The organism is Allostigmatella hybrida (assembly GCF_020103775.1).
Classification (GTDB): domain Bacteria; phylum Myxococcota; class Myxococcia; order Myxococcales; family Myxococcaceae; genus Hyalangium; species Hyalangium aurantiaca.
The window spans coordinates 1-13,857 of the sequence record NZ_JAHXBH010000040.1 but is presented as its reverse complement, the minus strand read 5'-3'; the positions used below and the strand labels follow the sequence as shown (position 1 = coordinate 13,857).

At 67.5% G+C, this 13,857-nt stretch carries 11 protein-coding genes and 1 pseudogene; 6 read left to right on the top strand and 6 right to left on the bottom strand.

Annotated elements, in window-relative coordinates; translation table 11 throughout:
* Window positions 1–46: 46 nt before the first annotated feature.
* From KY661_RS34195 to KY661_RS34185, 3 genes are read left to right on the top strand one after another with little or no spacing between them, the layout of a single operon-like run.
* On the top strand, window positions 47–553 hold the full coding sequence (locus KY661_RS34195; RefSeq protein ID WP_225414179.1) for a DUF1795 domain-containing protein: 507 nt from the start codon (window positions 47–49) through the stop codon (window positions 551–553).
* 43 nt (window positions 554–596) lie between these two features.
* On the top strand, window positions 597–1,499 hold the full coding sequence (locus KY661_RS34190) for a tyrosine recombinase XerC (RefSeq protein WP_225414178.1): 903 nt from the start codon (window positions 597–599) through the stop codon (window positions 1,497–1,499).
* A 51-nt stretch (window positions 1,500–1,550) separates the two neighbouring features.
* A complete protein-coding gene (locus KY661_RS34185; RefSeq protein ID WP_225414177.1) occupies window positions 1,551–1,832 on the top strand; it encodes a hypothetical protein in 282 nt (93 codons plus the stop codon).
* A gap of 104 nt (window positions 1,833–1,936) precedes the next feature.
* On the opposite strand, the gene KY661_RS34180 is transcribed toward KY661_RS34185, so the two are convergent.
* A complete protein-coding gene (locus KY661_RS34180) occupies window positions 1,937–2,419 on the bottom strand; it encodes an MOSC domain-containing protein (protein ID WP_225414176.1) in 483 nt (160 codons plus the stop codon).
* A gap of 61 nt (window positions 2,420–2,480) precedes the next feature.
* Complete coding sequence (locus tag KY661_RS34175) at window positions 2,481–2,651, bottom strand: hypothetical protein (protein ID WP_225414175.1); 171 nt, start codon at window positions 2,649–2,651, stop codon at window positions 2,481–2,483.
* A 225-nt stretch (window positions 2,652–2,876) separates the two neighbouring features.
* Here KY661_RS34175 and KY661_RS34170 point away from each other — a divergent pair, with 225 nt between their 5' ends.
* On the top strand, window positions 2,877–3,947 hold the full coding sequence (locus KY661_RS34170) for an ADYC domain-containing protein (RefSeq protein ID WP_225414174.1): 1,071 nt from the start codon (window positions 2,877–2,879) through the stop codon (window positions 3,945–3,947).
* On the opposite strand, the gene KY661_RS34165 is transcribed toward KY661_RS34170, so the two are convergent.
* Window positions 3,923–4,867 (bottom strand): sigma-70 family RNA polymerase sigma factor, encoded by a 945-nt coding sequence (locus KY661_RS34165; protein WP_225414173.1) that lies wholly within the window; start codon window positions 4,865–4,867, stop codon window positions 3,923–3,925. The genes KY661_RS34170 and KY661_RS34165 overlap by 25 nt on opposite strands.
* Window positions 4,868–4,964: 97 nt before the next feature.
* Here KY661_RS34165 and KY661_RS34160 point away from each other — a divergent pair, with 97 nt between their 5' ends.
* Together KY661_RS34160 and KY661_RS34155 are read left to right on the top strand one after the other, a co-directional pair.
* Window positions 4,965–8,882: a bifunctional serine/threonine-protein kinase/formylglycine-generating enzyme family protein gene (locus KY661_RS34160; RefSeq protein ID WP_225414172.1), complete on the top strand. Its 3,918-nt coding sequence runs from the start codon at window positions 4,965–4,967 to the stop codon at window positions 8,880–8,882.
* A gap of 104 nt (window positions 8,883–8,986) precedes the next feature.
* Complete coding sequence (locus KY661_RS34155; RefSeq protein ID WP_225414171.1) at window positions 8,987–10,378, top strand: serine/threonine protein kinase; 1,392 nt, start codon at window positions 8,987–8,989, stop codon at window positions 10,376–10,378.
* Window positions 10,379–10,432: 54 nt separating this feature from the next.
* Here KY661_RS34155 and KY661_RS34150 read toward each other — a convergent pair.
* From KY661_RS34150 to KY661_RS34140, 3 genes and pseudogenes are all read right to left on the bottom strand, one after another.
* Window positions 10,433–11,631, bottom strand: a protein-coding gene (locus KY661_RS34150; RefSeq protein WP_225414212.1) for an ISAzo13 family transposase whose coding sequence is annotated in 2 segments (ribosomal slippage) — window positions 10,433–10,797 and window positions 10,797–11,631 — 1,200 coding nt in all. Because the reading frame shifts where the segments join, the coding sequence is not laid out codon by codon here.
* 245 nt (window positions 11,632–11,876) lie between these two features.
* Entirely contained in the window at window positions 11,877–12,785 is a 909-nt protein-coding gene (locus KY661_RS34145) for a hypothetical protein (protein WP_225414170.1), read from the bottom strand.
* Between the two features lie 362 nt (window positions 12,786–13,147).
* Window positions 13,148–13,642 (bottom strand): annotated as a pseudogene (locus tag KY661_RS34140) (transposase); the annotation flags it as partial.
* Between the last annotated feature and the right edge of the window lie 215 nt (window positions 13,643–13,857).

Below are 13,857 nucleotides of genomic sequence, written 5' to 3'. Positions count from 1 at the left end.
ACGGAGCACCGGGGCGGCTTTCCCGGCCCAGAAGGACACCCCGCCCATGAGTTCGCGAACGATGCAGCACGGCAACCTGAGGATGTCCTTGCCGGAGGGCTGGTCGGACGCGACGCAGATCGTCGCGGTGGGGCCGATGGAGAAGGGCTTCCGCAGCAGCCTGGCGGTGTCGTCCGAGCCGGCGGCGCCGCGGGAGGGGCTGGTGCAGCACGCGGCGCGGGTGCTGCCGATGCTGCGCAAGGTGACGGAGCAGTTCGAGCTGGTGGCCGAGGGCCCCGCCACCTTCGGCACGCAGAACGGCTTCCTGCGCGAGTACCGGCACGTGGCCCGGGGTGTGAAGCTGGCGCAGCTCCAGTTCTACGTGCTGAGCGGCGGGCTGGTGCACACGTTCACGTATACGCAGCTGGCCGAACGGATGACGGTCAGCCGGGCCACGGCGGAGCGGCTCTTCGCCTCGGTGTTCCTGGGCGATGCGCCGGTGGCAACGCCGATGTCGCCGCGCATCCGTCCCAAGGGCGTGCACTTCCGGTTCCTGCGCAGCATCGCCGCCTGAGGGGAAGCTTGCGGGCGGCCCGAAGCCGTCTACGCTTCACGCCATGGAGCCGCTGTCGCCACTGCTGGAGAAGTTCCGGGTCCACCTCGAGCACGAGAAGGGGGCCTCGCCGCACACGGTGCGCAACTACCTCATCGATCTCACCGACTTCGAGAAGTACCTGGTGGGGACGATGAAGCTCACGCTGCTGGCGGGCACGCACGCGGCGATCCGCGGGTACCTGGGCACGCTGGCGGTGGACCACGCCGCGTCGAGCCGGGGACGGCGGCTGGCGAGCATCAAGTCCTTCTACCGGTACCTGGTGCGGCAGAAGCTGCTCCCGGCGAGCCCCGCCAAGCTGGTGAAGAGCCCGAAGCTGCCCAAGAGCCTGCCCAAGGTGCTGCCGGTGGACGAGGTGTTCGCCATCCTGGAGATGCCGTCGCTCAAGACGGTGCTGGGGCTGAGGGACCGGGCCATCCTGGAGATTCTCTACGGCGGCGGCCTGCGCATCAGCGAGCTGTGCGGCCTGAACCTGCTGGACGTGGACCGGAGCGGGCGCATCGTCCGGGTGATGGGCAAGGGCAGCAAGGAGCGCCTGTGCCCGGTGAACGAGCCCTCCATCCGGGCGTTGGAGGCCTATCTGGCGCGCCGGGGGGAGCTGCTGGCCACGGTGCACGCGGGCCAAGACCCGGAGGCCATGTTCCTCAACTACCGGGGCGGGCGCCTGACGCCGCGAAGCATCGCCCGGCACCTGGACACGTACGTGGTGAAGTGCGCCTTGACGCGCAAGGTGAGCCCTCACGCGCTGCGCCACTCGTTTGCCACACACCTGCTGGGCGGAGGCGCGGACGTGCGCAGCATCCAGGAGCTGTTGGGGCACGCAAGCCTGTCCACGACGCAACGCTATACCCACGTCACGGTGGAGCAGCTCCAGCAGGTCTACGACGCCGCGCACCCGCGCGCCTGAAGCGTATCGTGTAAACTGGGATAAACCCGGAAGGGATTCCAGGAGAGACGCATGGCTTTCAAGACCTTGATGCAGGGCGTGGTGTTGGCGGCGGGATTGCTGTCTTTGGGATGTGGTGGCGCGACGGAGGAAGAGGCCGCCGAGAACCTTCCGCAGGCTGAGCAGGCCGCGGTGAGCTGTCCTGCGGGCTATTCGGGGTTCGTGGAGTGGACATGCGAGCGGGGCTGCACCTGGACGGTGAACGTCGGACACCTGATCTGCACGTCCACCACCGCGCCGTATGACAGCTTCGACGCGGGTATCACCGCGCGAAGCTGTGGCGAGTGTTTCTGAATGGTTTCGGCAATCTGACACTGCTCACGCAGTCCCTCAGCTCATCGGTAAGTAATGGCCTCGCGGCACTGAAAATCAGCCGTTACTGACTGCTTGTTTGTGTTTCAGGGAAGCTTGGGACGAATGGGGCGGGGGGCGTCTGGGTTGACGTCGAGCAGCCGCACGCCGTCGCCTTCCCGCACGGTGCCTCCGTGGAGCACCTTGGCGAGCTGGCCCCGCTGGCCCCAGGACTCCTTGAGCAGGCCTGGGCGGATGCGCTCCAGCTTTGAGCAGGGCACGCATGGCTCCGTCAGCTCCACCACCACGTGCGCTCCCAGCGCCAGGCGCTGGCCTGCGGGCAGTGCTTCGAGCGGCAGCCCCGCGAGCACCACGTTTTCCTTCAGCTCTCCCGGCGTCAGCCTCAAGGTCTGGAGGGAGGCCTCATCGAGCAGCAGCAGTTGCCGTTTGCCGTGGGGTTTCTTCTTGGCATGACGGTCGCCGGCGAAGCCCTGGCCTTCCACGGCCTCGGCTTCGAGGACGCGCTTCATGGGCGTGCCTCGCTCCTGGGCGAGCATCAGGGCGCGAATGGTTCCGGAGGGACTGTCCACCTCGCGGATCCTGTGCCGGGCCCGCGTTCGCCGCAACGGGCCACGGGCCGGGCGCCCCTCCCTACAACGTGCACGAGCAGAAGTCGCACGCCGCCTCGCCCTCGGCGGGCAGGGGCAGGGAGCTCAGCGTCTGCTCATCCTGCAGAAGCTTGAGGGCGGCCAGGAAGGCCCTGTGGGCCACCTCGGAATCGAACTCGAGCTCCACGGTCTGCGTCGCGGCAAGGTTCTCCACGTGCTTCTCCTTTGAAGGGACGGGCCCGCCCCCTCTTGGAGGAGGCAAGGAGCAGCCAAATGATGCAGAAAAAGTGTGGGCCACTGAACAGCCAGGAAGAACAAGCACTTGGCCGTGGGGGGAGGCCCGCCGCCGAATTTCCCTGCATGAATGTTCCGGTCTCCGGCTCTCTTCCGGCGGCGGACCCGCGAGCGGTCCCCATCGGCCTGAAGGTGGAGGAGCGCGATGATCGCGATGAAGAAGTGGCTGCTGGCCTGGGCGTGTGTCTCATTCTCCCTGCTGGCGCACGCAGGGAGTCCCCGGCCAGCCGGAGGGAGCCCGCCCGCGCCCGGCGCGGAGCGCTACGACCGGAGGTGCCAGTCGCGGGCGCCCCAGCGGACCGTCAAACCCCAGGGGACCCTGCTGTGGGGCACCCGGCGGGACTGGGATGCCGGCAAGGCGGCCGATGAGCGCAGCAGCGTGCTCGTCTCCGCCAGCCTGGAGCCCCTGCGGCAGGCGGATGATCAGGTGAAGGCCCTGAAGCTCGACGGTGGGCGCCTGGTGGCCGTCTCCACCTCCGGGTCTGGGCTCCCCGTGGGCAGGGGGGTGGTCGGCACCGTGCTCCAGGGAAAGGCGGGCGACGGCAAGCCGGTGGAGGTGGCCATCTGCGGGGCCGAGCCCTCCGCCGAGGACCCCGGGATGGTCTGGTACCGCATCGAGACCTGGAACGCGCTGGCCCAGGAGTGGGAGAACCCCTGCGTCGCCCTGGACCGCGTGCCGGACCCCCGGGCGCTGGCGATTCAAGGCGTCTGGGATGCGAGCGGCGCCCGTCAGGACGTGCCCGGCCAGCTCACCTTCGCCTGCGAGAATGGCGCCCTCACCAAGTGCATTCGCTGGGGCTACAAGCCCTGGGAGCACCGCGAGGGGCAGTCGTTGGCGGCCCTCCACCAGGCGTGTACGCGCATGGCCCGCGCGGACTACTGCGGCAATGGCCGCAGCCACACGCGCCAGGAAACCGCCATCGACATGTACGACCGGCTCGGGGTGCTGGCCCGGACGACGGAGTCCTCGGCGGAATGGGATGTCGCGCGGGCCTCGTTCGAGGCCGCCTGGGCGCCGGATGGCGCCACCTGCCTGGCGCGGACCCGCGATGGCCGTGCCCTGGAGACAGTGCTTCAGGAGTGTCCCGGCCGCTTCAGCGCGGACGCGGTGCTCGACCTGGGAGAGGGGGACCGCTGCGCGGTGCGGCGCGTGGACCTGAGCCCGGCGGCGGCGCTGCTGCGCAACCAGTCCTATGGGGGGCAATCTGGCTTCTGAGCCCGGGGCGCCTCGTCCTCGGCGCGCAGGAGCTGGCTGATGCCCAGCTCGAGCTGGCTGTCGAGCACGGCCAGGTAACTCTTGAAGTCGCGGGGGGAGAGGCCCAGCCGTGCCTGCAAGCGGCGCTGCGTCTCCTCATAAATCCGCTGCCGCGCGGTCTTCAGCCAGCGGGAGACCGTGGATTGATTGACGCGAAAGAGCGCGGCCAGCTCGTACATCGACAGCTGATCGACGAAGTACAGGCGGAACAGATGGCGCTCGTCATTCGAGAGCCCGGAGAAGGCTTCGCTCACGGCCTGGCGGAAATCGGTGTGGTGGCGCCGCTTGATGAGATCCAGCTCCGCATCGGCCCCAGGCGCCGGCAGCGCCGCGAAGAGGGTGTCCGTGTCTTCATGCGCCGTGGGCTTCTCGACGGCCTGCAGCTTGATGGCGATGCGCACGGCGGTGACGCGCACCCAGCTCAGCAAGGCGCCACGTCCGGTGTACTCCGCGATCTTGGGGCCGCTTTCGCCCGTGGGAACCAGGATCTTCACCCGCACCAACTGGCACACGTCATCGATCATCGCATCGGGCTGCTTGGGGCTCCGGAGCAACGCGGGCAGCCTCGCGAGGTAATGGCGCTCGAAGAGTTCCAGGGCGGAGGGAATCCCTCGTACGCAAGCACAGGCGAGGAAGAGCTCCGCCAGGGACATCTGCGCGAGGAGCGGTTCGAGGGGACTCTGAGGGGGTGTCTCGGGAAGCCGCTCGGCGAGGTACGCCACGAAGGATTCGGCGGGGAGCGCCACGGCGGGCCACTGCGCGCGTGCGGTCTCCCAGGCATGGACGAGCAGGCTCTCGAAAGCAGCGCCATGCTCGGGAGGAACGAAGCGCGCCTTCGCGTGCATGAGAAACGCCGTGGCCAACGAGGGCACCTGCTCCATGGGCGTTCCTGTATCATGTGCTGCGCGAGGCCTTCAACGCCTCGACCCCATGCGTCCGTCCTCCTCCCTCGACAATGGATTGAGCGCATCCGAGTGCTTGACCGACGATGTTTTGATCGACCTGCTGGATGGCCGGTTGCCGGACGAGGCATTGGCCTTGGTTCACCAGCACGCCGCGGGGTGTGAGGCCTGCCGGACCCTCCTCGCCTCGGTGTCGCGCGGGGGCCTGGAGGGGGGGCCGGTCAACCCACTACGGTCCGGCGCCGCCAGTGCCCCCTCGGCGCCACCGGGGCATGTCTGGGAGCCGCCCCTCGTGTTCGACGAGTTCCGCCTCGAGCGTGAGCTTGGCCGCGGCGGCATGGGCATTGTCTACCTGGCGCACGACACGTCGCTGGATCGGCACGTCGCGGTGAAATTCATTGCCTCCGGTCAGCCCGACCCCTGGGTCCGTTCCTACTTCGACACCGAGGCCCGCGCGATTGCCCGGTTGCAGCATCCAAACGTTGTCACTGTGTTTCGCGTAGGGGAGGTGAGCGGGCATCCGTACATCGTTTCGGAGTACGTGATTGGCCAGAGCCTCGCGGAGCTGCCCCTGCCGGTGCCCTGGCGCCGGGTGTTGACGCTCGGCGTCGGACTGGCCCGGGGGCTCGCGGCGGCCCATCGCCAGGGCGTGCTCCACCGTGACCTCAAGCCCTCCAATGCCTTCGTCACCCGGGACGGCGAGGTGAAGCTGCTGGACTTCGGTCTGGCCGAGCGCTTTGGGCCTGGGGTGTCCGGCCCGTCTTCCCACCCGCAGCTTGTCGTGGGGACGCGGCCCTACATGGCGCCCGAGCTGCTGGAGCGGGCTCCCGCGACCCCTCGAAGTGACCTCTATGCCCTGGGCGTCTTGCTCCACGAGCTGTGCACGGGAGCGCTTCCCCGCGCCGCGCCCCCCGGACCGGAGGAGGCGGCTCCGCGGGAGGGAGGCGGACCGGAGCTGGATCCGGACTTCTCCGCGATCATCGCCCGGTGCCTCGCCCATGACCCGCTCGAGCGCTTCGCCTCGGCCGAGGCGCTCTGTGAGGCGCTTGAACGCCTCGAACGGATCTGCGCCCCGGTTCCCCTGGGGGACAGCAATCCCTACCGGGGCCTGGCGCCCTTCGAGGCCGAGCACCGGGCCCTCTTTTTCGGACGCGATGCCGACATTCACGCGGTGCTCGAACGCCTTCGCCACCGGCCGCTGGTGCTCGTCGCCGGAGACTCGGGGACGGGCAAGTCCTCGCTGTGCCGCGCGGGCGTGCTGCCCCGGGTGGACGCTGGGATGCTGGGAGGGGCCCGTGAGCGAATCATCCTCACGATGTGGCCCGGCCGCCGCCCGCTCGATGCCCTGGCCGCCGAGCTCGCGCCGGTCCTGGGCCTCGGGGAGGCAGAGCTCGCCACCACGTTCGCGGACGCGCCCGCGTGGTTGGGACGGACGTTGCGCGAGGCCCACCAGGAAGGGCGGGGCCTGGTCCTCTTCGTCGATCAGCTCGAGGAGCTCATCACCCTCTCCGAGCCCGCCCAGGCGGCCCATTTCGCCCGGCTCCTCGGGGAGCTGGCCCTGCCCTCGCGGGGGGTGCGCGTCCTGCTGACGGTGCGCGGCGACTTCCTGACGCGCCTGTGCGCGTTGCCGGGCCTGGGGGAAGAGGCCGAACGGGCGCTCTACATTCTCCGGCCCATGCCGCCCGAAGCGGTGCGCGAGGCCATCGTCGGTCCCGCGCGCAGCCGGGGGGTGGCCTTCGAGTCCGGTGAGTTCGTCCAGATGCTCGTCGAGTCCACGGCGCACGGGGTGGGAAGCCTGCCCCCGCTCCAATTCGCGCTCGCCGAGCTGTGGGAGCGGCGCAACCCGGCGCAAGGCCGCATCACCCGGGAGGCGCTCGACGCGATGGGGGGCGTGGCGGGTGCGCTGTCCCGGCATGCGGACGAGGTGCTCGCGCGCCTGAGTGTTCCTGAGCGCGAGGCGGCGCGGCGCCTGCTCCTCCAACTCGTCACGGAGGAGGGCACGCGCATCGAGCGGAGCGAGGCGGAGCTCACCCGCGCCGGGGATGAGGCGTCCCAGGCCGCCCTCCGGGCACTCATCGAAGGCCGTCTCCTGCACACGCGCATGGCCGGGGGGCAGCCGCGCTGCGAGCTGGCCCATGACTCCCTCATCGCAAGCTGGGGCACGCTCCGGGGCTGGCTGGACGACGGGATTGGACACCGCGCGGTGCGCAAGCGGCTCGAGGTGGCAAGCGCGGAGTGGGAACGCCTGCGGCACGCCCGGGAGGCGCTCTGGGGACAGCGTCAGCTCGATGAGGCGTCCCTGCTCGAGCTTGCCTCCCTGGGGCCGCGCGAGCAGACCTTCCTGGCGGCCTCCCGGGGCGCCGTGACACGCCAGCGGTGGGGCCGCCGGCTGGCCGTGCTCGCGGTTCCCCTGGCCGTCGTCGCCTCTTATGGCAGCCTTCGCCTGCAGACGTACCTGGAGGACACGCGTTTCGTCGACGCCCAGGTACGGCAGGTGGGGGAAGGGCTCGCGGTGGGCCGTTCCCTCGCGCAGCAGGCCCGGGCGCGCCGCGAGGAGGCGCTGGCGCTGTTCGACGGCCGGCCTTCTCCGTCCTCGGGGACCGAGACCTTGCCGGGCCCTCATGGCCGCAGGGCCGCCGCCGAGCGGCGATGGGCCGAGGCCCTCTCGCTGCGGGAGCAGGCCGAGGGGGCCTTTTCCCACGCGGGCCAACTTCTCCAGAAGGCGCTCGATCGCGATCGCGGGGATGGGGCCACGCGCGGGCTCATCGCGGAGGTCGTCTATGAGCAGGTGCTCCTCGCCGAGCGCTTCCACCAGCGGCGTGAGCACAGCGAATGGCTCCGGCGCCTGGAGCAGGTGACCGGCGCTGGGCAGATCGGAGAGGCGTGGCTGAAGCGGCTCCAGGCCCCCGCGGAGCTCATGCTCGTGACGGAGCCTCCCGGGGCCCACGTGGAAATCGAGCGGTATACCCAGGTGCAGGGGACGCTGCACCGCGAGCCCGTGCCGGGGATCCGCCGCTGGGGCCAGACGCCCCTCTCGGGACTGCTCCTGCCCGAGGGCTCCTATCTGCTGCAAGTCACGGCGCCGGGCCGCGTGCCGGTGCGGCTGCCGCTGCGCCTGGAGCATGGCGCCCGTGAGCAGGTCCGCCTCACGCTCCCCACCGAGGTCCCCGCGGGCCATGTCTACATCCCGCCGGGCTGTTTCCTGATGGGCAGCGCCGAGCCCGAGGAGGTGCGGGTCTTCATGCTCAGCCCTCCGTTGCACCGGTTCTGTCTCACCGAGGGGTATGTGATTGGGCAGCGGGAGGTGACGTTCGGGGACTGGCTGGCCTATCTCAATGCCCTGCCCGCGGATGCCCCCGTGCGGCGGCTGCTCGAACAGCCCCGCTTCAGCTCCACGGGGGCCGTGACCTTGAGGCATCAACCCGGGGTGGGGTGGGTCTTCTCCTTCTACCGGTCGCCCGAGGATGTCTTCTCGGCGAAGGAGGGAGAGACGTTCCGGTATCCGGGACGGACGGTGCGAAACACGGCGGACTGGCGCCAGTTCCCCCTGTCCGGCGTCTCCGCGGAGGACCTGGTGGGCTACTTCTACTGGCTGGACCGCTCGGGGCGTCTGCCCGGCGCGCGCCTGTGCAGCCAGAACGAATGGGAGTACGCGGCCCGGGGCGCCGATGGCCGCCGCTATCCCCATGGGGACCAGCTGCAGCCCGATGACGCCAACATCGACACGACCTATGACCGGCAGCCCACGGCCTTCGGGCCCGACGCCGTGGGCTCCTATCCGGCCACGGTGAGCCCGTTCGGGTTGGAGGACGTGGCGGGCAATGCCTTTGAAATCACCCGGTCGACCACGCCGGAGTTCGGGCGCGTCGTGCTCCGGGGCGGCGCCTGGTACTACGACTCGTTTGGCGCACACATCGCGAACATCTCCGTGGGAGACCCGACGGCGCGCGACGCCGCGATTGGCGTGCGGGTCTGTGCCTCGTTCTCCCCCTGAGGACTCAGGGGGCCCGGGAGCACTACCCAAGAGGGGGTGCTGACACAGAGGGACTCAAGGCGTAGGGTGCGGGCAGATGAGCGGCCCGCGCCTGGAGACATGCCATGGAAGAAGAGTCCCCCGATGCCCTCGGCCCCGGCACGTTGCTAGGGCCCTGGCGCCTGACAGGCCGGGGCGGCCGGGGCACCTATGGGGTGGTGTACCGGGCGGTGCGGGCGGGCCCGGAGGAGGGAGAGGAGGTGGCGCTGAAGCTGGCGCTGCACCCTCGGGATGAGCGCTTCGAGCGCGAGGCGCAGCTGCTGTCGCGCATCCGCCACCCGGGCGTCCCGAGGCTGCTGGATCAGGGCGAGTGGTGCGGGGGGATGTGGAACCTGCCGTACCCGTACCTGGTGATGGAGTGGGTGGAGGGGATGCCGCTGTACGAGTGGGGCCGGCTGAGCAGCCCCAACTCGCGGCAGGTGCTTCAGGTGCTGGCGAGGCTGGCCGGGGCGCTGGAGGCCACGCACGGGGCGCAGGGGCTGCACCGGGACGTGAAGGGGGACAACGTGCTGGTGGGGCCTGGGGGGCAGGTGTGGTTGATGGACTTCGGGTGCGGGACGTACGCGGGGGCGAAGGCGCTGACGGAGGGGCCGCTGGCGCCGGGAACGAGGCCCTACCGGAGCCCGCAGGCGCTGAGACACCTGTGGGCGCAGCGCAAGGAGGGCCGGGCGTACGAGGCAGACACCGGTGACGACATCTACGCGCTGGGGGTGACGGCGTACCGGCTGGTGACGGGAGAGTATCCCCCGCCGGGAACGGACCTGGAGGCGAAGCAAGCCAGGAGGCACGCTGCCCGGTGGGTGAGAGCCCCCGCGCATGCCCTGAACCGGCGGGTGAGCGCGGAGCTGTCGGGGTTCATCGAAAGGATGCTGGCGGACGCGCCCGGGAAACGAGGGGATGCGCACGTATGGGCCAAAGTATTGGAGCAGGCCGCGGCGGGGGCGGGGATGGCCGCAGACCTTCCCTTGAACGGCCCGGTGGAGCACTCGGCGCCGACCGTCCCTGTCTTATCCCCATTCGGTACAACGCCCCCCTGGCGGGGGCTGGCCCTGGTCGTTCCGGCGGGGGTGGTGCTGCTGGCTTACCTCTTGGTGGCTCTTTCGGCGCGATACATTCCCGATGAGGCATTGAAGCCCGTGGCTGATGCAGGCCAGGAAGACGCAGGAAGAGTCGGGCTGGCGGATGCGGCCGTAGAAATGGTGCCCATCGCAAGACTGGAGCACGTTGAGGAGAGAAACTCCTGGCAGAGCGTGGCACTCGATATGCCCAAGGAGCCGCTCAAAGGGCAGAAGCGGGCGCCCTGCCGTCCGAAGGGGGAGGTGGAAATCAGTCGAGCCTGCTGGGTGCAAGTCGGAACGGTCTCTCCCCCTTGTGGAAACGATTGGTTCGAGTGGAAGGGCTTCTGTTATGTGCCAGTAATTGCACGTGAACGACCCAATACCTCGGATGAGCCATAACACCTCACAATTACAGCGGAACACCTTCTAATGGAGCCGCGCAGAAATAAAGTTTCAGTTTGGCCGGAGGGTGTAGTTCCACTCGCCGTGGAAGTTGGAGCGCTCGAGGTGAAGGGCGGCCATTTGCTGGCGGCTGACGTCGACGCCTATTGGATAGGAGCGCTTGTCGAGCGCGGCGCGCACGCGCAGTCCTTGGTGTGTCGCGGTGGAGGCGATGAGGTTGACGACCACCTCGTAGCTGACGAGCGGGTGCCCACGCCAGTTTTCCGCGATGTGGCAAAACATACGGTGCTCGATCTTGTTCCACTTGCTCGTGCCCGGTGGGAAATGACAGACGAAAATGGAGAGGCCGGTATCGCTTGCCAGCTTTTGCAATTCAACTTTCCACAGCCGAGCGCGCGCGCTGTTGCTGCCCCCGCGTCCGCCGTCACGAGCACCTCCCGGGCTTTCGGATAGCGTCGGTGCCCCATGTGCTGCCACCAAGCGCGGATGCTGGCAACGGCGAAGGCAGGTGTGTCGTGGTCCATCCCCACATTCACCCAGCCTGAGTTGGCACCCACGTCATAGACTCCATAGGGGATGGCCTTGCCCGCCGCTTCGTCAGGGAAGTCGTAGACGCCAACCTCCTTGGGCTTCTCCTTCCGCTCCCACTCCCTTCCTCCTTGCCAGAACAGGCCCACCAACTCCTTCTTCTTGGTGTCCACAGAAATGACCGGCTGCCCCCTCGATTGGAAATGCTGCACCTCTTCGGCGATGTGGCCAAATTGCGCGTCCCTGTCCGGGTGCTGTGCGCCCTCATGGACCTTGCGGTTGGACTGCAGGTTGTACCCCATGCCGTGGAGCAGGGCGGCCACAGTGCGTGCACTCACCGGGTGCCCCTGCTGCTGGAGTTCCTCCGCCAGGTGGTACGTGGACTTGCACGTCCAGCGCAGCGGCGAGGTGGGGCTACCGCGCGTCACAGGTGAAACAAGACGGCGCAGATCCTTCGTGAGACTCCTATCCCCCTTCGTGAGAGGCTTTCGGCCACCGCCAGGACGGCGCTGCCGGTCGGGTGATAACTTGAGCCCCTTGCCTATTTCACGGATGCCCTTGCGGATAGTCGGCAAGGAAACCCCTGTCGCACGCGAGACGCGCGTCGCTCCGCCTCGACCGATCGCTCGCGCCTCCGCGGCCGCCCACCTCCGCCGGACGGACTCGGTGAGTCCGCCCTCAAGCGCTTGGTACTTCGTCGCGATGACTTCCTCTATGTCCATGCCTACATTGATGGGCACGGCATTGGGCACCCGCAAACTGAAACTTTATTCCTGCGCGGCCCCGGCCTGCATTATGCAGGCCTCGTGTCTCAGGCCATTGCGGCCTCCATGGAGTTCATCGATGCCTTCAAGCGTTGGCTGACGGATTCAGGGTTCGACGATACCTACGCGTACCGCCGATCGGCGCTCACCATCTGGTGCCCGCACCTGAAAAGGATCTTCCTGAATCCAAAGCACAGCAGTGTTTACGCACCTGCGCGGATTCCCAATTCGGCGAGGAACCCCGTTACAGACTGGGTCAGGCGCTCGAGCGCCTCGGCCTGCTCCCGGGTATAGGGATCCTTGCCGACGAGCGAGCGAAGTTTCTGTTTCGCCGCGCTGAAGATCCCATACGGCCGGATGTCTCCCGAGTATTTGATCACGTCGGTAATAAAGTCTTTGCAGAGCTTGGAGGTCTGGCGTTTCTTGTCCTTCGCGTCCGCGAGGATGTCAGGGAACGCAACGATCTGCTCACGGATTCGTACGATGGTCTCCTCAAGTTCCGTTTTTGCCTCCTCGAGTTCCTTGGCCCTTTTGTGGGATCCTTTGGCTGCAAAATAAACGAGGGGGATCGCGAAGAGTCCACCGAGCACCGCGGCGCCGCCGGCCATGCCGGCCCCGCCAGCGGCCAAAGCACCGCCGCCGAACCAAGCCAAGGTCGCGTTGGTCGCGGCCACACCCGACAGCCCGGAAATGGCGGCCCCGGTGGAGGCGGAACCCAGTGCCGTAACCAATGCCCAGGATCCGACCGCCATGCTTCCCCCGGCTATCGATCCCGCTCCGACGTTTATCGCCGAGTTAAATCCGGAATTGAACCGGCCGACTTTGTCCAGGGCCTGCATCCTGTAACCGACGTTCAGCCCGCCTTTGTCTCGTACGCTCGGCTCGATGAGCTTTTCCGATTTTTCGAGGTAGGCCTTCGCCTCGGTCAGCGCGAGCCCGATGGCCTTCACATTCTCTTCGACTTCTCTCTTGTACCCTTCCGCCTTTTTGTACAGGCCGAGGTATCCATCGTACGTTTCCTGGTAGGCCCGTTTCGACTCTTCCAGCCTGCTTGCCCCGCCCAGGGTGACAATTTCGTTCACCACCTTCAGCGAATCTTTGAGTATTCCCATGCGTGTCCCGAAATACGTTTCGCATGGACTTTCGATAACGGATGGAAGCCCTCCGTTCCATCTCGGCTCCCGCCAGACCATGCCAAATGCCTATCGTACGATTTTTTTCCGGACTCGGTGAGGACTTTTCCGACATTTTCCGGGAATTGAACCTCGCGCCGCCCGCACTGCCGGACTTTGGCGGGAACCGATCCGATGCTGCGGTAGTAATGGAGGAGAGCAAAAATGCGGTGGATGTGGGGAAACCCCTTGGCATACCGGCGCAATTGCCATTTCTCCGGCGGAAGAACGGGCAAAACGTTCCGGCATTCTTTGCTATGTCATTTGGGCGCCGCAGGCGAAAGCCTAGAACACCGACCGGTTTAGGAGCCCGTCACCGACCCACCCTTCTGCTGAATGGGCGCTGAGAGCCGTTGCCACGACTTGATGTTCTGAAGGGCGGCAGCGCGACGCAAATCAAAGACGTTCTTGCGAATGCCTCGATACCGGGCGCGAGGCCCCTGCCTTCGCGACAGATGAGCCAATCGGTGTTCGACGCTGACGCGCTGGCGCAAGCGCGCTCGCCCCGCAGGGCTCTTCGTCAGCTTGCGCAACTGGTGCTGAAGAGGCTCGTTCTCAGCGATGGACACCGTCCTGCCTTGGCCGGGGGCCGCGCTCGTGCACTTCTCTCGAAGCGGACAGCCCGCGCACTTCTGGGCCTCAAACTCCACCACGCTGCCCAATGTGAAGGGCTGGCTCTGCCCACCAGGACACGTCACCATCCGTCGGCTCATGTTCAGAGGGAAAGCGGACTTGGCGAATAGCTCTCCGTTCTGGCTGCCCCAGGGCTTGCAGATGACCTCGCCGCCTTTCTGCTGTCAGACGGAACTGCGCAAGAATAAGTTTTCAGGATAGGGATTGCCTCCCGGGCTGGGTGTTCTCTCCCAGAGCAAAATCTGTTCCTGCGCGGCTCCTTATTACGGGTGCCTACCCGTTCTGCAAATTGGGTCCTCACGGCCACCCCTTTCAAGGTGATGGAGGGGGTAGTCCCCGGACGAGCGAGTCAAAGAGCCGTCCGGGCATGGAGAGTGGG